The organism is Mesorhizobium sp. P2_C4 (genome assembly GCF_056404575.1).
Genome location: NZ_JBFUDT010000001.1, coordinates 762468 through 781144, shown reverse-complemented (window position 1 = coordinate 781144; position 18677 = coordinate 762468). Strand labels below are relative to the sequence as shown.

The following is an 18677-nucleotide window of genomic DNA, read 5'->3' as shown; positions in this document are numbered from 1 at the left end:
CCTCCTTCATTTCACCATCGCGGTCACCGCCATGAAGCGGCGGTCAGGGTCTTCCATGACATATTCGAAGCGTTGCACGAGCACCGCAAGCGCGATCGAATTATCGGCGAGCTGCAAGGCATGCACCTCCGCCAGACCGAAGCCGAGCGGGCAGCCGTCACCTGCCTGCGGAGACGGGCTGGCACCAAGCGCAAGCGACTGCTTGCCAACGCGCTCCAGAGTTAGCGTGAAACCTTTGGCGCTGTAGCCATAGTCGGCGCACGTGCCGGCGGCCAAATCCACGGCAAATTCGTGCAGGTCGATATGCGCGCCAGCCCCGAACGCCGCGGCATCGAGCAGCATTGTCGCGACCGCTGCTTGCTGCAAAGCCTTGACCACCGGCGATTGCCGGCCGTCGGTCTCGTCGGCGATGGCAAGCGTGGTCTCGCGCGAACGGCTGGCGGCGACGATGCCAAGCTCGATGCCGGCAGTGTCGATGCCGAATCGCGCGAGCAAGGGCGCGGCCTGTTTCTTCGCTTCACGCCGGACGATGGCGAGCGGATCCTGGTTGGGATCCTGCAAAAGACTGTCGTCGACCGTCGTGGTGTCGACAACCAGCGGCGTGCCGTCGACGGGCCTGCTCGTGGTAATGTCGAACAGGTAGGTTTCCGAGTAATCCATGCCGGCGACGCTTTCGGTGCCGTATTGCTCGAAGGCGAAGTAGCGACCGTCGCTGGAAAAGCCGAGCGGATCGACGGCGGCGCCATCGCCCGCTTGAGCGGGGGACGCCATCACCGAAAACAGCGCCGCGAATGCAGCCCGCCCGATCCCGCAGCGCAAAATCATCGTGTGCCAGCCCCAATTCCAACCCTGGACATGCTGCCTTGCATTTGCGGCCAAGGCGAGGTCGGCCAAAGACGAAATTGCACATGGCCGGGAAAAACAGCTAGGCTCTTTCCAAAGACGGCAAATCGTTCGCGGAAGGAAGTTGGATGGCGTCACGCTATCACGAGGTCTATGAGAGCTGGCAACGCGACCCGGAAAAGTTCTGGGCCGACGCCGCCAAAGCCATCGACTGGTATTCGCCCCCCGACAGCGTGTTCGATGCCAGCGCAGGCGTCTATGGCCGCTGGTTCAACGGCGCCACCTGCAACACCTGCTTCAACGCCATCGACCGCCATGTGGCGGGCGGCCGCGCCGACCAGGTCGCGCTGATCCATGACAGCGCCATCACCGGAACGGTCAAGAAGTTCACCTACGCCGAGCTGAAACGCGAGGTGGTGGCGCTGACCTCGGTGCTGAAGAACCGCGGCATTCGCAAGGGTGACCGCGTCATCATCTACATGCCGATGGTGGCGGAAGCGGCCTTCGCCATGCTGGCCTGCGCCCGCATCGGCGCCGTGCATTCGGTGGTCTTCGGCGGCTTTGCCTCGCACGAGCTTGCCACCCGCATCGACGACGCCAAGCCGAAGCTGATCATTTCCGCCTCCTGCGGTCTGGAGCCGGGACGCGTCGTTGCCTACAAGCCGCTGCTCGACACCGCCATCGAGCTGTCGCGGCACAAGCCCGACGGTTGCCTGATCCTGCAGCGCGACCAACTGCGCTGCGAGTTGAAGGAACACTACGACATCGATTTCGCCGACGCCGTTGCCCGCGAGCGGGCGGCCGGCGCCAATGTCGACTGCGTTACGGTGCTGGCCACCGATCCGCTCTACATCATCTACACATCCGGCACGACCGGCCAGCCAAAGGGCATCGTGCGCGACAATGGCGGCCACATGGTCGCGCTGAAATGGACGATGGAAAACGAGTTCGGCGTCAAGCCGGGCGAGGTGTTCTGGGCGGCCTCCGATGTCGGCTGGGTGGTTGGCCACTCCTACATCGTCTACGGACCGCTGCTACATGGCGCGACAAGCGTGCTGTTCGAGGGCAAACCTATTGGCACGCCCGATGCCGGCACCTATTGGCGGGTGATCGCCGAGCATGGCGTGGTGGCTCTATTCACCGCGCCGACCGCCTTCCGCGCCATCAAGGGACAGGACCCCAAGGGCGAATTCGTGCCGAAATACGACCTGTCGAAATTCCGCACCCTGTTCCTTGCCGGCGAACGCGCCGACCCCGAAACCATCAAGTGGGCGGAGCAGAAACTGAACGTGCCGGTGATCGACCATTGGTGGCAGACCGAGACCGGCTCGCCGATGACCATCAACCCCGCGGGCCTCGGCCTCTTGCCGGTGAAATACGGCTCGCCCGGCGTGCCGATGCCCGGCTACGACATTCGCGTGCTCGACGATGCCGGCCATGAGGTGCCGCGCGGCACGCTCGGCAATGTGGTGGTGAAGCTGCCCCTGCCGGCTGGCTGCCTGCCGACACTGTGGAACGCCGATGCCCGGTTTCGCCAAGCCTATCTCGACGAGTTCCCCGGCTTCTACAAGACGGCCGATGCCGGCATGGTGGATGCGGACGGCTATCTCTATGTCATGGCGCGCACCGACGACATCATCAACGTCGCCGGCCACCGGCTGTCGACCGGGGCCATGGAAGAGGTGCTCTCGGCACACCCCGACGTTGCCGAATGCGCCGTCATCGGCATCGCCGATGCGATGAAGGGGCAAGTCCCGCTCGGCTTCGTCGTGCTGAATGCCGGCGTCGACCGCGATGTCGGCGCTATCGAGAGCGAAGTAGTCGCCCTGGTGCGCGAACGGATCGGGCCGGTCGCCGCGTTCAAGACGGTGGTGACGATCAAGCGCCTGCCCAAAACGCGCTCCGGCAAGATCCTGCGCGGCACCATGCAGAAGATCGCCGACAAGGAGGCATGGACCATGCCGGCAACCATCGACGATCCGGTCATCCTCGACGAGATCAGCGCGGCGTTGAAGGGACGTGGGATAGGGATTTAGGAAACCGCCCGGCCGCCATGCATGACACGCCGGCTTTCGATGGCGGCCTGTCGCTGTTATGGAATTTCCAACACCCGGCATGGTATCGACGTTTCGCAAGCGCGGGGTAGCAGCGCGCTTCAACACCGAGATCCATTTCAGCAGGTATCGAGCCCTCAATCCGTGGCCTTGTTTCAGCGAAAACCCCGAACCGCGGCGCGCGAGCGCCTGGAAATGGACATGCAGAATACGGTCGTCTACGCGATCGGCGACGTGCATGGCTGCTACAAGGAGCTGCTGGCGCTGGAGCAGAAGATCCTGCTCGATGCGTTGCCCTTCCGCGGACGCAAGATCATCATCATGCTTGGCGACTACATCGACCGCGGCATCCAGTCGGCACGCGTGCTCGATCACCTGATCGCCCCGGCGCCGAAGGGATTCCTGCGTGTCTGCCTGGCGGGGAACCATGAAGTCGCGATGCTGAACTATCTCGACGGCTATCTTTCAAGAGAGCCGTGGCTGGCGGCAGGCGGCCTCGAAACCCTGTTTTCCTACGGTGTCGACCCGACGCGACTGGTCAATCTCTATGGTTCGAGCGAGGAGGTCGACCAGCATATCCGAGAGGCTATTCCCGCCGGCCATGTCAGCTTCATGCGCACGCTGCCGGTCCTGATCTGCTCGCAGAAATTCGTCTTCGTTCACGCCGGGATCAGGCCCGGCATCGATCTCGCCGCGCAGGACGAGGACGACCTGCTCACCATCCGCTCCGAGTTCTTTGAGGCCGCGCATCTTCTCGACCGCTGGGTGGTGCATGGGCACACGGTGGTCGACACTCCAAGGCTCGAAGGGCGTCGGCTCGACATCGACACCGGCGCCTTCCAAAGCGGAAGGCTGACCGCCGTCAGGATCGCCGGCAAGCATGGCAAGCTGATATTTTCCTGAGCAACTGCGCTTGCAGCGTTGCGGACGCTGCAAGCATTTTTAACTCGCGCGGGGCTAGGCGGCGGCCCTCGTCCGCACGTCCGATTTCTCCAGATAATAGCTCGAATATTTGTCGAAGAATTTTTCCGAACCGCCGAGCGATCCGTATTTTGCCAGCTTCTTCAGATCGACCTTGTTGAGGACGACACCAACGATCTTGTTGGCAACATAGGGTTCCTGCTCCAGCATCGACCGCACCATGGCGCGCGGCGTGCGCCCCCATTCGGTCACCAGCACGAAACCGTCGGCGAGCGGCGCGAAGGCCTTGGCATCGACCACGGGACCCAGCGGCGGCAGATCGACAACGATATACTCGAACGTCTCCTTGGCGTTCTCGATGAAACGCCGCATTCCCGCCGACGAGAGAAGTTCGCTCGTATGCGAGAATTGACCGCGCAGGACGGCCGGAATGATGGCCAGCTTTGTCTGCCGGTCGATCTTGCCTACCGATTGCCAGGTCTGGCCGTTGACCACCGCTTCCATCAGTCCCTGCTCAGCTTCCATGCCAAGGTTGCGGCTGAGGCCGGGATTGCGCAAATCGCCGTCGATCAGCAAGGTTTTCGCGCCGTTGGCGGCAAGCAATCCCGCCAGATTTGCCGCGATCGTCGACTTGCCTTCGCCAGGCAGCAGCGAGATGACGCCGATGACCCGGCTGCCTTGCCCTTCCATCACCACATCGAAGGCGATCTTGGCGTTGCGGAGCGTTTCGGAGAACATCGACGCCGGAGCGTCGACACTCACCCGCATGCGAGCCCGCCTTTCGGCGGCTGACAGCGTGTTGGCGCCTTTGACATCCGTCTCAGCGTCGTCAGTCTCCTTGCCGAGCTTGCCGCCGATCGTTGGCAGGTAGCCGAGGAATTTGAGGCCGACGCGGTCGCGAACATCCTCGCCTGTTCTGAAGAAGCGTTCGTTGAATTCGTTCAGGCCGCCGAAGCCGGCGCCGAGCAGGAGGCCAAGCACGAGTGTGAGCGCCAGCACCTTGGAAGTGCGCGGGCCCGACGCCGACATCGGCGTTGTCGCATCGGAGATGATGCGGACCTTGCCGACCGGGAAGGACTGCTGCTGCGAGGCTTCCTCATAGCGGCCGAGGAAGGTCTGGTAGAGCGTGGTGAGCGCGGTTGCCTGCTGGTCCAGTTCGCGCAATTTGACCTGCGACTGGTTGTCGACGGAGCTCTTGCCTTGAGCCGCCGCGACATTGGCCCTGAGCGCGGTCTCGCGAGCCAGCGCGACTTCGTATTCGTTGCGGTAGCTTTCGGTCAGCTGCTTCAGCTCACCGAATATCTGCGCCGACAGATCGGCCTTCTCCTTGGACAAGGCGACAGCCTGGGGATGTTCGGCACCGTAGTTGGCGGTGACATCCTGCAGCCGCTTGGTGACGGTCAAGTAGCGGGTCTTGAGCGTGGCAATGACCGAACTCGCCGGCTGATCGCTTGATATCGCGGAATCGTTGAAGGCGTTGTCGGAGCCGCTCTCGACGATCGTCTTGTACTGCTGGTAGCGGGCGCCGGCACGAGCCGTATCGGCCTGCGCAACAATCAGCTGGGCGTTGAGTTCGGCAATTTGCTTGTCGCTGATCAGCTGGCCATCGCTGCCGGCGGCCAGGCCATGCTCGGCCCTGAACTTCTCGACCGCCAGCGATGCCGCCTGCGAACTTTCGCGGAGTTCGGTCAACCTGCCCTGCAGCCAGACTGCCGCCCGTTCGGTGGCGTCGAAGCTCGCATTGAGCTGGTCGGCGAGATAAGCCTCGGAATAGGCCTTGGTGATTGCGGTCGCGAGCGCCGGGTCCGTCGACTGGTAGCCAAGGTCAATCACGTAGCTGCGGCCGTTGCGCTGCGCCACTATCTCGCTCTGCAGCTTGAGGGTCGCGTAGTCGCGGCGTGCGGTGACCATCATGGCCTCACGCGTCGCCGCGTCGACATTTTCGAGACCGGGGATATCCGGGCCAGAACTGCTTCGGAAATAGCCAACCAGCCCGCGCGCAAAGCCGACGCCCTTCGCCAGGGCCGACACTGGAGGGTTCATGAACGCGTCGTTCTGGTCAAGCTTCAGCTTGTCGACGACCACCGCCGCCAGCCTTGCCGAGCTGATGATCTCGATCTGGCTGAGCAGGGCGGCGTCGGTCTGCATGCTGACAGACGCGGCAGAGACTTCATCAACGACCTTGTTCAATCCCTCATCGATCAGAACGCTGGCAACCGACACGTAGGTTTTGGGCGTCGTCTGCAGATAGAGCACGCCTAGAAAAAGACCGATGACCGCACACACCGCCACCACCTTGGCCTGCCGCATAGCCATGCCAAGCAGACGCTCGATGTCGATGAAGTCCTCACCGTTTCCCGTATCTGAATTCGGCAATGGCATCCTCTTGTCGAGAGGAAAGTTGGCATAGTTCATCTTCGGTCCAATTCTAAGTTGCAGGCGCTAGAGCAAGATGGGGTCGGGCCCCATCTGCTCCGAGGCCTCGAAGATCGGGGGCAAAGCATGCGACGCAAACTTCATGCCAGACAGAGCGCCGGCCAGGCGCGGCAGCATGTGTAGCGTCGACACGCTATGCTCCCAAAAGATGGGCATTATGCGGCTTCTTCCTGGCGCTCATGCGACCGCACGAACTCCTGCAGCATTGCGAAGATCGGGCCCTTCATGTCGTTGCGCGCCAGCGCGAAGGCGATGTTGGCCTCGATGAAGCCTTCCTTCGAACCGCAGTCGAACATGCGGCCGTTGAAAGGTTGGGCAAAGAAGGACTGGCTCTGCGCCAGGCGAACCATGGCGTCGGTAAGCTGGATTTCATTGCCTGCGCCGCGCTGCTGGTTGCTCAGCAGCGAGAAAATCTCGGGCTGCAGGATGTAGCGGCCATTGATGTAGTAGTTCGACGGCGCATTAGCGGGCGCCGGCTTCTCGACCATGGCCGTCACCTCGAAGCCCGTGCCGACCTCGGCGCCACGGCCGACGATGCCGTATTTGCTGGTCTCACTCGGTTCGCAACGCTCGACAGCGATGACGTTCCCGCCAGTCTGCTGGTAGAGATCGACAGTTTCGGCGAGGCAGCCGCGGCCGCCAAAGGACACCATGTCCGGGAGCAGCAAGGCGAAGGGCTCATTGCCGATGACCTCGCGCGCGCACCACACGGCATGGCCGAGTCCTTGCGGCGACTGTTGCCGGATGAAGCTGGTGGCGCCGGCCACCGGAAGCAGGCTTTCAAGCGACTGCAGCTGTGCTTTCTTGCCGGTCTGTTCCAGGGTCCCGATCAGTTCAGGGTGCAGATCGAAATAGTCTTCTATGACAGCCTTGTTGCGGCCGGTGACGAACACGATGTGCTCGATGCCGGCTTCGAACGCTTCGTCCACAGCGTACTGGACCACAGGCCTGTCGACGACCGGCAGCATCTCCTTCGGCATCGATTTGGTCGCCGGCAGGAACCGTGTTCCAAGCCCCGCCACCGGTATGACTGCCTTCCTGACTTTCTGCATCGCATATTCCTTTTGAGAGGATCGACTTCAACTATCGCTGGCTATGAAAAACCATTTCTTCACCTGCCCGCATTCTTCACCTCCCCATACCCACGGCGAACTGTGCCGCTACCCTCTTCAGCCGGACAGCGATCGGCATGCTCATATGCCGGACCGCTGCCGGATCACTGAGCGCGGTCCGGATCGCCTTGAGCGGCGACCGCGCCTTGATGTGCTGGACCAGCGACAGAAACGATGCCGCCTTGCGCAAGCTGCGGCTGCGCCTGGCGAAGGCGGCTTGCGCCTCCGGGTCCATGGAATGGGTTTGGGCGAAGACGGCGTCGGCCTTGCGCATCGCCTCGACGTGGTGAAGCTCGAGCACACGGGAAATGGAGCCGGTTCGGATATGGTAGACATAGCCGGTCGTCGGCTCGACCACGCATGTGCCGCCCTTGGCCAGAGCGTTGGCCAGCAGGATGTAATCTTCGCCGATGATCAATTTTTCATCATAGCGAAGCCCGTTTTCGTTCAGAAACCGGCGCTGGAAGATCGGCTTGAGATAGCCGAAATTGAATTTCGATTTGAAAACCACATTGCCGCCGATGAAGTCGGCCAGCGAGATTTCCCCCAAACCTTCCAGATAGTCGGCCGGAAACATGGTGTCTTCGGCGACACCGTCCTCGCGCACGACCTGGAGGTTGTCGACAGCGATCTCAGCACCCGCCTTTTCCGCGCGCGCGATCATGGCGGAAATCCGCTGGGGATAGACGGCATCGTCGGAATCGAGAACCGCGACCCACCTGCCGCTGGCAAGCTCGAGGCCGGCATTCCTGGCGCCGCCGGGACCACGATTTGCGCGAAGCGCCACGACCCGCACGACATCTTGCGGATAGGACCGCGCCACATCGAGGGTTCTGTCGCGCGACTGGTCGTCGACGACGATGATCTCGACGGCGACACCCTTCTGCGCGATGGCGCTGTCGATCGCCCGGCCGAGTGTTGCCTCGGCGTTGTAGGCGGCGATGACAAAGCTGATGTCAGGCTGCACGCTTGCCCCCTTGCTGCGGCGAGGACAGGCCGTATTGGCGAATTTCGCGGATACCGACGAGACCGCTGACGACACCGACATGCATAATGCCGCGCAGCACGCTGCGGTTCCGGCGCACCGGACTGACGGCGGTCACGATTGCGGCTGCGAAACAGAAAGCCGCCTTCGCCGACGCAAGGCCAACTTGCCCAACGCGCCGGACGCCGTGTGCATTGCTTCCCAACAAATGGCCATGCGTCTGCCCGAAGCGGAAGCGGCGGCGGCTGAGCCAGTCGAAGGCGGCCCTGGCGCGCGGCACCACCTCTTCGACCCAGGCCTCCGGCGCAAAGCCGATCGTGCCGCCGGCCTTGACCATGTGATCGAAAAACTCGGTGTCCTCGCCGCCGGTCTGGCCACGTGCCAGGCTGAAGCGACGGCCGGCAAGGCTGTCGTCGCCCATCCTGAGCAGGACATTGCAGGTGTAGCCGGTGCGGATCTCGCCTTGCACCCAGACTGGCAAGGTTGAGTGAAAATCACCGTTGCGCATCCAGTCCGGCGCGTCCGGCCCGTAAAGCGCCCGCACCGGACCGAGCACGGCGGTAGCGTCGTCCACTTCGGCCGTCACGACCAGTTCGGCGAGCCATCCGGACGATGCAGTTTCGTCGTCGTCGATGAAGGCGACGAAATCCGAAGCGCTGGCGTCAAGGCAGGCGTTGCGTGCGATCGAGATGTTGCGCGCCGGGGCATGCCGATAGCGGATCGGCAGCTTCAATTCCGCAGCCAGCGTCGTCACCAGCACCTGCGCCGTCGGCGTATCGTCATTGTCGGCGACAATGATGCTGATATCGAACCCCGAAGGCATGTTCATGGCAGCGATCGAATGAAGCGTGGCGGCAAGCTCCGGCCGCCGAAACGTGCAGACGCAGATATCGATCGAGCGGTTCTTCGCGGCCATCATGCCACCCCGCGTTGCAATCTGGCGCGGAGAAGCTGCAGCCAGAAGCCGACCGACCAGCCGAAATGCATGACCATCGCCGAGACGCCGACCAAAGCGAGGCCAGGATTGCGCTGGCGGATGGCCGTAACAGCGCCATAGCCGAGGCAGACCGCCGCCCAAAGCAGAAACGGCACCGCCGCCAGCCAGTGGATGAAGGACAAGGCCGCAAGCAGGACGACGGGGAACACCAGCAGCGGTATCATCTGCCGGACTTTCGGGATCATGCGGTGCTTGAGCACATTCTTGGCGCGGCCGCGGCCATAGCCGAGATACTGGAAATAGAGGCCCTTCAGCGACGAGCGCGGATAGTAGATCATCTGCGTCTTGCCGCTCATCCAGATGCGGTGGCCAGCCTGGCGCAGCCGATAGTCGAGTTCGGCATCCTCATTGTGGCTGAACGTCTCGTCATAGCCGCCCACCGCGGTGAAGGCCGAGATCCGGATCAGCGCGTGGTGGCCGTGGTCGACCCATTCTCCGGCCGACAAATGCCGGTGCTTGGAGCCGCCGGTGCCGAGCTTGGAGTTCTGCGCCGCGGCAACCGCTTTCTGCACCGCGCCGCTGCCGCTGGTCAGCATCGAGACGACGACCGAATCCGCACCTGTTGCCAGCGCCTCCTCGACCAGCAGATCGCAGAAATCCTGGGGATAGCCGCCATGCGCATCGATGCGGATGAGATAGTCCGCACCATCGCCGAATGTGGCGACGGCGAGATTGATCGCGGCGCTCTGGATGCGCTTTGGGTTGTGGAGAAGGACGACCTTCGGATCTTGCGCGGCAACCGCCTCGACGATGGCCAAGGTGCCGTCGGTGCTGCCGCCATCGGCGACGACGATGCGGGCGCCGAGCCTTTCGGCCGCAGGCCGGAGCTGACCGAGCAGCGCACCGATATGCGCAGCCTCGTTCAGGCACGGTATGACGATCAGGTTTGAGGGGAGCATATTCTTCGCCATCCTATGCCAACGCCTCGGCAGCAAAAGAGTTCGGCACGGCAGCCAGTCCGCGGAGCTTGTCGACGAAGGCCCGGCAATCGCTGCGATCGTAGCTCCATGTCCGCGGGTTGCGGGCAAGCACGCGCGCCTTCAACTTGCCGAAACGCTCCTCTTCCATCTTGCCAAGCGCTGCCACGAGCGCTTCGGGCGTCGCCTGCGGCAGAAGGATGCCGATGTCCTGCCGGTCGAGGAACCGCCCGGTTTCGGTGTTGCCCATCGAGATCGGCACGGCGCCGAAGCGGCAGCCCTCATAAAGGCGGTTGGGAAGCAGCCATTCGGAGTTCTGGCCTTCCTCGAAGAAGTCGATCGCCCAGGAAAAATGCACCTCGTTGTAGATCGCCGCCATATCCTCCGGATTGCGGTAAGGGCCGCGAAACGAGAGCCAGGGTTCGGCCTCAACGAAAGCGTGAAAATCCGGAAATTCCGACAGGGCCGGGCGGCCCCGGAGGACGATCTCGAAACGTCCGTCGAGCTGGCGGGTGAATTCGGCCAGCAGCTCCAGCGAGCGGCGGCAGCGCAACGCGCCGAACCAGCCGATGCGCCAGGGCGGGGCGACAGGGTTTTCTGCCTTGAACCGATCATCCACCAAGGCCGGTGCGGCTTCGAAATATTTGTTCTCGATCAGCTCCACAGGGGCTGCGACCTGGCCAAAGGGCTTGAAATAGTTGGCGATGAAGGCCGGCGAACTGGTGACGAGCAGCTTCACATCCCGGGCCAGATAGCGCTCCGCGCCGCGCATCGCCTTGCCCAAAGTGTCGTTGCGCAGCACCAGGCGATGAATATCGAGACATTCGTAGACGATCGGCACGGCCGCCCGGAACGCCGACTTGGCACGCCGGGCAAGCGCCAGCATTTCGAGATTGCGGGCGATGATCAGGTCCGGCCTTTGCATGGTTGCGAGTTTCGCGCCGATCGCGACCGCCGCCTTGGCGACCGCCGCCAGACGCTGACCGAATCGGCCATCACGCGTCGCGCCAAGGTCGATCGGCTGCAGCCCCTCGACATCGGCAATCGGGTTCGCGGTTCGACGGAAGCCGGCCAGGGTGACCTGGGCGCCGCCTGCCCTGAGCATTATGATCCGTCGGCGTACCGCCGGGTCGGAGACATCGTGCACAAGGTACAAGACATGCAGCATTAAAACTCGATCGCTGTTGGCCCACCCACTTGAATGGTAGTACAGCTCTTGCTGCATCGCAACATTTTTGGTGCAGCGTAGCAAAATTAGCCACCTCTACCGCACCGCACAAACATATCGCGGGAAGGCGGTAACGCGCAAAAGTGGCCGCGCAGGTGGAGCCGCACGAAATGGCACGACATGCGGAGCCAGCAATTTCGGGCAATTTTGCCCCGTACGCGGCAAAATCACGATCCGATCACGCCGACCATCAAAACTCCTATACCGGCGATCATGGTAAACCAGTTGCTAATATTGTGTTGCACCGCAACAAAAAATGATGTTGAATTCACCCTAGGGAAGTTGGGCTTTTGAATTGGCTTGGGGATCCTCGCTTGCATTCTATTGCAGTGCGGGATGACGGGTGCACGGCAGCTCTGCTGCACCTTTGGAATAGCTTGCGAAGACCCCTGATGCCAACTGTTTGAATACGGGTGGGTGCTGTATGGGCAAGTCTCTTCGTATTGCCGTCTATGACGACAAGTATCCGACCAGTTTCGTTACGCCGCGAGCGTCCCGACATACGATCCTGCGACAGCGATTTCTGCCGTTCAACCTGGTCTCGTCGAAGCTGGAAGGCGTGACGTTGATCGAACCTGCTCTGTCCGTTGACATGGTGCATGCGTTCAACCGGATACCTCTCAATTCCTCGAAGTACATCATGTCATTCGAATCCCATTTGCCGCGGCAGTTCGCGCTTCGCAAACGCGGGCTGATGGCGGGTTACCTGGTCTCGCGTATCACGAACCCGGGCTGCCGCCGTATTATCGCCTTATCGCATTTTGCCCGCAGGTGTTTTCTGGCCCAGCATGCCGAAAATCCGCGGCTAGACCTCCTGACCGCAAAGCTGATGGTCCGTCACCCGAACATCGTCGTGCCCGAGGTGGAAGATGCGATGTCCCAAGACACTGCCGCGGAACTGGTGCTGACATTCGTCGGTGCCCATTTCGGCCGCAAGGGCGGATGCGTTGCGGTCAAAATCGCGGAAAAGGCGTTGGAGCAGAATTTGCCAATCCGGGTGAACATCGTTTCCAGTCTCCAGGTTGGCGGCCCCATATGGACAGATCCGACAACTACGGGGTTCTTCGATTCCTATCTCAAGCTGCTCGAACTTAAGAACGTCCAGCATCACGGGGCGCTGCCAAACCAGGAGGTGCGGAAATTGCTGCGCAATTCGCATTTCGGCATCCTTGCCACGTTCGGCGACACGTTCGGATATTCGGCGCTGGAATCGATGTCCGAGCACACTCCGGTTCTTGGAACGAGGGTCTGCGCTCTGCCGGAATTCCTCGAGGACGGAATCAACGGGATTTCATTACCGGTGAAACTGAACAAGGTCGGCGATTGGTGGAATCCTGGATACGACTTCCGCGGCGACGAGAATTTTGCCCAGTATTTCCGCGATGAAGTCGAGCGCCTTGCCTGCCTGGCCATTGAACGGTTGAAGACCTATATCGGCCACCCTGAACTGATGGCCCCGCTGCGGCGCCAAGCCCGCAGGACTGCGGAAACCATGTTTGCGGCCGGGCCTGCAGGCGCATTTCTCGATGAGCTTTACGATCGTGTGGCGCTGGAACGCGCCACGGATCCGGCGCAACTCGATCCGACTCTTGACGTTTCCTCTCCCCAATCCTTGCCGGCTGAATCCTTGCCGTCCGTATCATCGCCGTTTGTGCCGAACCGGCAGAATGCACCGGGGCGGGCCCGCCGCATCCGTAGAGCCTCCGCGGCTTGAGCGCCCGGGGCACCGCTCCGAAAGTTGCGACCGCGGTTCCTTTGTCATTGCGCATTGGCCGCCGATCGGAAGGGGTCGGTTTGTTCCTGGACGGTACGGCAAGGAGAGCGCTTTGCTGCTTCGCAACATTTTTGATGCAGTGCGGCGAAAAATTGCCATACCCTTGATGCACAGCTCAACCATCAAGGTGGCGCGTAAGCTGCTACATGCCGAAGAGCCGCATTAAACGGCCGGCTTGAATATCGTCGCCGCCGAAAGACTAAAGGCGGCCAACGGAGGCCATGCATGAATTGCACACGCAGAAAACTCCTGGCGCTTCTGGCTGCCTCCACGGCAGTGCAAACGGTTGCTGGACAGGTGCTGGCTGAGAGCGTCGTGGCAGGAGCTGGGGACGCTGCCCTCGACAAGCTTCCCGACTGGTCGGCAGTCAAGCTCCAGCTCTGGAAATACACCAATCCCTTCGTGCCGTCGCAGTGGAGCGAGCCCAAGCTCGGAGGCTATGACTGGAAGGCCGCGAACGTCAAAATCGTCGACGGCGAACTTCAGCTTACTGTCAGCGAGAAAGCGTCCGCTGAGGTGATATCCGGCGGCAAATCCGATTTTTCATCGGCAAAGTGGGAAGTGGACGTAACGCTCCCGACGATGAAGCCAGGGCTGATCGCAGCACCGCTTTGGACATTCAACGACAAAGCCCATGAGGAAATCGATTTTGAGATCGTCGGCACGAAAGGGTTGCAGCTCACCGTCTGGGCGAATGTCAACAACCAGCACAAGAGCGTTTGGGTAAAATGGATCCTGCTTGGCGATCTGTCGGGCAAGAGATACCGCCTTGGCATAGAGTATGAGGCCGGGAAACGTGTTGCCTTCTTCATCGATGGCAAAGAGGCTGCTGTGGTTACGCCGGCTGACACCGCCGACGGTGCCTTTCCAAGCCAGCCCATGAAGCCGTATTTCGATCTATGGGTTGCGGCAGGCGCTGTCATGGACACACGCTGGGCCGGCAAATGGGAGCCAATGGCTGCCTCGGACAGATTGGTCATGACACTTCACGGATACAGGCGAAGCGATATCGGGCCGTGAGGGCAAAGAACAGGCAGCGAAAGCTGCTGATGTCGAACATCGAGCGGATGGTTGGTCGTGCCGGTGCAACTTAATGCTGCATCGCAACATTTTTGGTGCAGCGTAGCAAAAATCCACGGTTTTTTGTTGCGCTGCAAAATTGATGCGTTAATCTCGGCCTTGCTTGAGTGCCGCTCGGGCCGTGCGTTGGCCACCAGCCCGGTGCAACGCCTAAATCGTGACGCGGACCGCATAGGGATCGTCCTGGCGTGCAGCATTTTCGGTCACTATTCCCGTCCTGAGCACCGCTGGCCTGGCCGCGGACCTGCTGACGAAATGAGGTAATTCCATGAAGATCGTCGTCGAAAACACAGTCTGCCTGAACACCGGGGACGCAGCGATTTTCCTGGCGATCCGACACATCCTCAAGACAGTCGCCGGCAGCGACCTGCAGTTCTTCATTTTTGACAGCCAGCCCGAGGTTGCGGCGCGGCTCTACCCGAAAAAGGCCTATCCGGACCTCGAATTTCACAAGCTGCTGTCGGAGTCGCTGTTCAAATACAAGAATGGCGATGGGCTGAAGAACCGGATCAAGCCGATCTACAACAAGCTTGTCCTTCGGGCCCTGCGCTGGTTGGGCAGCAGCGCGCTTGGCACTTTTTTCGGCGCGAGCGACCGCCGCAGCCTCGATATCTACACGGGCGCCGACCTCGTGGTCACGACGGGCGGGACCTATCTCGTCGAGAACTACAATCTCGAAAGACGCCTCAATCAGTTCCGGCTCGATGCCGTGCTCGGCAAGGATCCGGTCTTCTTCACGCAATCCCTCGGCCCGTTCGATAAAAGTTACAACCGCCAGGAATTGGGTCCGATCTTTGACCGCAGCCCGCTCATCCTGCTGCGTGACGAACGATCCAGAAACCACATCCAGGATCTGGTGAAGGACCTTGGCAAATGCCACGTGGTGGCCGATGCCGTCTTTGCCCTGGCCGAAACTGACAGGATCGAAAAAATACTGGCCGCCAGCCAGCCGCCGGCGCCGACGGGCCGCGTCGCTATTTCCGTCCGCCACTGGAACTATGTCAGCGACGGTGAAGGCGGCATGCGCCGTTATCTCGATTCGATCCGCGAGATCGCGGCGATTCTCGTCAGGGACCATGGCAAGGAGGTGACCTTCGTCTCCACCTGCCAGGGCGTGCCGGAATATGCCCATGACGATTCCAAGACCGCGCGGGCGATCGTCGCCGAACTCGCTCCGGAGATCGCCAAACATGTGACCGTGGATGCGGCGTTCCACACGCCGGACCAGTTGATGGCGCTGGTCAAAGGCTTCGACTTCGTGGTCGCCACACGCATGCACATGATGATCATGTCGCTTTGTGTCGGCACGCCGGTGCTGCCGATCGCCTACGAGTTCAAGACCAAGGAAGTGGCCAAGCGAATCGGTGTCGCCGACGTGCTGCTCGACATCGACACGGTGACGGTTGAGGAAGCGAGCGAAAAGCTCGGCAGATTTGCCGGAAACCTCGACCGCTATCGCCAGACCAGCCTGCAGGCCGTGCTCGAAGAGCATGCTTCGGCAATGTCTGCCACAAACCTGCTGGCGCCGCTGATCGGCGGCCGCTCAGCGGATGTTGCGCGCGGCGTTGGACAAGGTGGTGGACAACGCGCGGCGCGACTGGGGGAGGGCAAGCATGAGAATGAGACCGATCCCGTAGTTGAGGCCAACCGCCAGAAAGACCGCGAGCAGGTCTGACTGGCCGGTCAGCGACGCCGGCAGCCAGTGGTAGGTGAGCCAGGCGAGCAGGGACGAGGCAATGAAAAGCCCCTGCATGACCAGGAAGTCGGCGGCCGTCACCGGACCGACGCGATGGACCAGCACGGCAAGCACGGGAACGCGCAGCACGTAGCCGCTGATGGCATAGGCCGCGGCAACGCCAACGGCACCCCAGTGCAGGCCGACGATGAAGGCGGCGACGGTGGTCAGTGACGAATAGATGCCCCAGTGGAACATGGTCTTGGTCTTGCCCTGACAGATGAATATCCAGCCTGTGGTGCTTGAGACCGACTGGATCAGGCTGGCGATGCCCAGCCAGGCGAAAATCGGCGCCACCGGCGCCCAGCCCGGGCCGAAGAGAAGCCCCACCACCTGATCGGATGTTAGCGTCAGCGCCGCGATGCCGGGCATGGTAACGGCCGCCAGCATCCAGTTGGTCCGCACATAGATGTCGCGAAACCGAGCCTTGTCCTCATGGATGCGGCTGAGCAGAGGCACCATCACGCGTGTCAGCGGCTGGTTGATGTTCTGCAGCGGGAACAGCAGGAGCTTATAGGCACGGTCGTAATAGCCGAGTTCGATGGCGCCGGAATATTTTCCGATGAGAATGTTGTCGAGATTGCGCGAGAAAAAGTTGGCAAGATTGAAGCCGGTCAGATTGGCGCCGAACGACAATATGTCGGCATCGACCTTTAGATCCGGCCGTTGCGGCGTCCACCGCGCCACCTGCCAGGCGGCGGCAAGCGCGACAACCGCCGAAACAGCCGGGCCGATGACCAGCGACCAGTAGCCAAGCCCGGCATAGGCAGCGATCGTGGCGGCCAGAAGTCCAGCGGCAGCACTTATCACATCGTTCATTGCCAGCTGGCCGAATTGCAGGTGGCGGTTCATCAACGCCAGCGGCACTGCGGCAAGACTGCCGAAGAGCAGCGGCAAGGCGGAGCCAAGGGTGATGCCGGACATGCGCTGATCGCCGTAGAATGCGGCGATGGCGGGCGCCAGGCCGGCCACCACCACGGCACTGCCCAGCCCGACCAGCGCACTGATCCAGAACACCTGGTTGAGCTGCTGCTCGCTGATGTCCTTGCGCTGAACCACCGCCTGCTGGAGGCCGAGGTTCTGAAGCAACCCGACAAAGGCCACGATCGGCCCTACGGAAGCCACCAGGCCGAAATCCTCGGGAACGAGCAGACGGGCGAGCAAGATGACGGAGAGAAACTGGATCACCATCTTGAAGCCTTGCGCGCCGATGGTGACCAGCCCGCCGCGCAGGGCGACACGACCGAACTGGGGGGGCGGGTTGGCATTCATGAATTGAACCTCGTTTCGCCAAGCTTGATGGCGATCTGTGCGAAACGTTCGTTCAGCACATCTGCGTTGAAATCCGCCTCGATCTTCTTGCGCGCGGCGAGGGCGATCTGCTCGCAGGCCTCAGGATTCTCGGCGATCCAGGAAAGTTTGCTTGCCAGCGCTGCACTATCCCGCTCGGGCGCGAGAAAACCCGTCTTGTGATCCTCGATCAGTTCGGGAATCCCCGAGTGATAGGTGCTGACCACTGTCAGGCCGGTGGCCATCGCCTCCATCAGCGAAACCGGAATACCCTCCAGATCGCCATCGCGCGCGCCGACGCTGGGCAGCAGGAACACATGGGCATCGCGCAGACGCTGCTTGACTTCGCTGTGCGGGCGGGGCCCGAGAAAAGTCACCCTGTCGGCAATGCCGAGATCTGCGGCGATCCCCTTCAGCTCCTCCAGCAGTTCCCCGCCGCCGATCACCGAATAGACCCAGTCGCGCCACGGCAGGCTGGCGAGCGCGCGCAGCGCATATTCGATGCCCTTCTTTTCGGTCAGGCGGCAGACCGAGATGAAAGACAGCGTGGCCTGCTCCCACGACCGCCACCGATAGTCGATCTCACTCGGCCGCACGCCCATATGGTGAACCGTAATTTGCGCCGGCGGTGCCCCAACCTCGATCAAGGCATCGCGGAAAAATGCGTTCACCGGCAGCTGAAGAGCGCCCTTTTCGAACACAATCTTGTAGCGCGCGAGCGTGTTGTCATGCAGCGGCTCGCCGACATCGCGGCCGTGAAATATCGTGACCAGAGGGGCGGAAATCCTGCCTCGCTTGATGGCGCGGGCGACGCGCATGCCGTTGTTGCCAAAATGGGCGACGATCACGTCGGCGTTCTGCAATTTTCGCGCATGAGCGATGTCGATGGCGGTCGAGAGTTTATCCCAGAACCTGCCGGACCACTTCCTGAGCAGCGGGCGATAGCGACCGAGGCCACCCCACCAGCACACGACCTTACCAGGCAGCGCCTGCCAGCGCGCATCGTCGATATTGCTGTCCTTGCCAAAGGATGTCTCGTTGCAGACGACGCCGACCTCCATACCGCGCTCAAGGCACCCGGCTATTTGGTCAAGAACGAAAGTCTCGGACAATGAGGGAAATTTGTCGACTACGAAGCAAATCTTCATCGGCAGGATGCGCTCGCGCGGCGGGCCGATTTGCCCCTGACAAAAGCCGGGCGGAAAACGTGGTGCCCGAGGCACAAGACATGCAGCATGAAACTCTACCGCTGTTGGCCCACCCACGAGGACATTAGTACAGGCCTTGCTGCACTGCAACATTTTT

13 protein-coding genes and 1 pseudogene are annotated in these 18677 nt (G+C 61.6%); 5 read left to right on the top strand and 9 right to left on the bottom strand.

All coding sequences use genetic code 11. From position 1 onward, the window contains the following. Positions 1–6: 6 nt before the first annotated feature. The gene (locus tag AC1DX6_RS03790) at positions 7–825 is read right to left on the bottom strand and encodes a DUF2259 domain-containing protein (RefSeq protein ID WP_477311344.1); all 819 of its coding nucleotides are present in this window, start codon (positions 823–825) and stop codon (positions 7–9) included. A 146-nt stretch (positions 826–971) separates the two neighbouring features. Here AC1DX6_RS03790 and AC1DX6_RS03785 point away from each other — a divergent pair, with 146 nt between their 5' ends. Both AC1DX6_RS03785 and AC1DX6_RS03780 read left to right on the top strand, forming a co-directional pair. Then, positions 972–2879: a propionyl-CoA synthetase gene (locus AC1DX6_RS03785; RefSeq protein ID WP_477311342.1), complete on the top strand. Its 1908-nt coding sequence runs from the start codon at positions 972–974 to the stop codon at positions 2877–2879. 219 nt (positions 2880–3098) lie between these two features. Next, entirely contained in the window at positions 3099–3800 is a 702-nt protein-coding gene (locus tag AC1DX6_RS03780; RefSeq protein ID WP_477311340.1) for a metallophosphoesterase family protein, read from the top strand. Positions 3801–3854: 54 nt separating this feature from the next. On the opposite strand, the gene AC1DX6_RS03775 is transcribed toward AC1DX6_RS03780, so the two are convergent. The 6 genes from AC1DX6_RS03775 to AC1DX6_RS03750 all read right to left on the bottom strand — a co-directional run bounded on the left by AC1DX6_RS03775 (position 3855) and on the right by AC1DX6_RS03750 (position 11433). Next, on the bottom strand, positions 3855–6233 hold the full coding sequence (locus tag AC1DX6_RS03775; RefSeq protein WP_477311338.1) for a polysaccharide biosynthesis tyrosine autokinase: 2379 nt from the start codon (positions 6231–6233) through the stop codon (positions 3855–3857). Between the two features lie 176 nt (positions 6234–6409). Next, a complete protein-coding gene (gene galU / locus AC1DX6_RS03770; RefSeq protein WP_477311336.1) occupies positions 6410–7306 on the bottom strand; it encodes a UTP--glucose-1-phosphate uridylyltransferase GalU in 897 nt (298 codons plus the stop codon). A gap of 76 nt (positions 7307–7382) precedes the next feature. Continuing rightward, entirely contained in the window at positions 7383–8333 is a 951-nt protein-coding gene (locus AC1DX6_RS03765; RefSeq protein ID WP_477311334.1) for a glycosyltransferase family 2 protein, read from the bottom strand. After that, complete coding sequence (locus AC1DX6_RS03760) at positions 8323–9267, bottom strand: glycosyltransferase family 2 protein (RefSeq protein ID WP_477311332.1); 945 nt, start codon at positions 9265–9267, stop codon at positions 8323–8325. Before AC1DX6_RS03760 ends, AC1DX6_RS03765 begins: the two co-directional genes overlap by 11 nt. Next, the gene (locus AC1DX6_RS03755) at positions 9267–10247 is read right to left on the bottom strand and encodes a glycosyltransferase family 2 protein (protein WP_477311330.1); all 981 of its coding nucleotides are present in this window, start codon (positions 10245–10247) and stop codon (positions 9267–9269) included. The genes AC1DX6_RS03760 and AC1DX6_RS03755 overlap by 1 nt, the downstream gene beginning before the upstream one ends. A 13-nt stretch (positions 10248–10260) precedes the next feature. Beyond that, positions 10261–11433, bottom strand: coding sequence for a glycosyltransferase family protein (locus AC1DX6_RS03750; RefSeq protein ID WP_477311328.1), 1173 nt, complete (start codon positions 11431–11433; stop codon positions 10261–10263). 484 nt (positions 11434–11917) lie between these two features. Here AC1DX6_RS03750 and AC1DX6_RS03745 point away from each other — a divergent pair, with 484 nt between their 5' ends. The 3 genes and pseudogenes from AC1DX6_RS03745 to AC1DX6_RS03735 all read left to right on the top strand — a co-directional run. Continuing rightward, the gene (locus AC1DX6_RS03745) at positions 11918–13207 is read left to right on the top strand and encodes a glycosyltransferase family 4 protein (protein WP_477311326.1); all 1290 of its coding nucleotides are present in this window, start codon (positions 11918–11920) and stop codon (positions 13205–13207) included. A gap of 285 nt (positions 13208–13492) precedes the next feature. Continuing rightward, positions 13493–14287 (top strand): family 16 glycosylhydrolase, encoded by a 795-nt coding sequence (locus AC1DX6_RS03740; protein ID WP_477311324.1) that lies wholly within the window; start codon positions 13493–13495, stop codon positions 14285–14287. 328 nt (positions 14288–14615) lie between these two features. Further along, a pseudogene (locus AC1DX6_RS03735) lies at positions 14616–15665 on the top strand (polysaccharide pyruvyl transferase family protein); the annotation flags it as partial. A gap of 225 nt (positions 15666–15890) precedes the next feature. On the opposite strand, the gene AC1DX6_RS03730 reads toward AC1DX6_RS03735, so the two are convergent. Beyond that, positions 15891–17354: a lipopolysaccharide biosynthesis protein gene (locus AC1DX6_RS03730; protein WP_477311322.1), complete on the bottom strand. Its 1464-nt coding sequence runs from the start codon at positions 17352–17354 to the stop codon at positions 15891–15893. Then, positions 17351–18520 (bottom strand): glycosyltransferase, encoded by a 1170-nt coding sequence (locus tag AC1DX6_RS03725; protein WP_477311320.1) that lies wholly within the window; start codon positions 18518–18520, stop codon positions 17351–17353. The genes AC1DX6_RS03730 and AC1DX6_RS03725 overlap by 4 nt, the downstream gene beginning before the upstream one ends. Between the last annotated feature and the right edge of the window lie 157 nt (positions 18521–18677).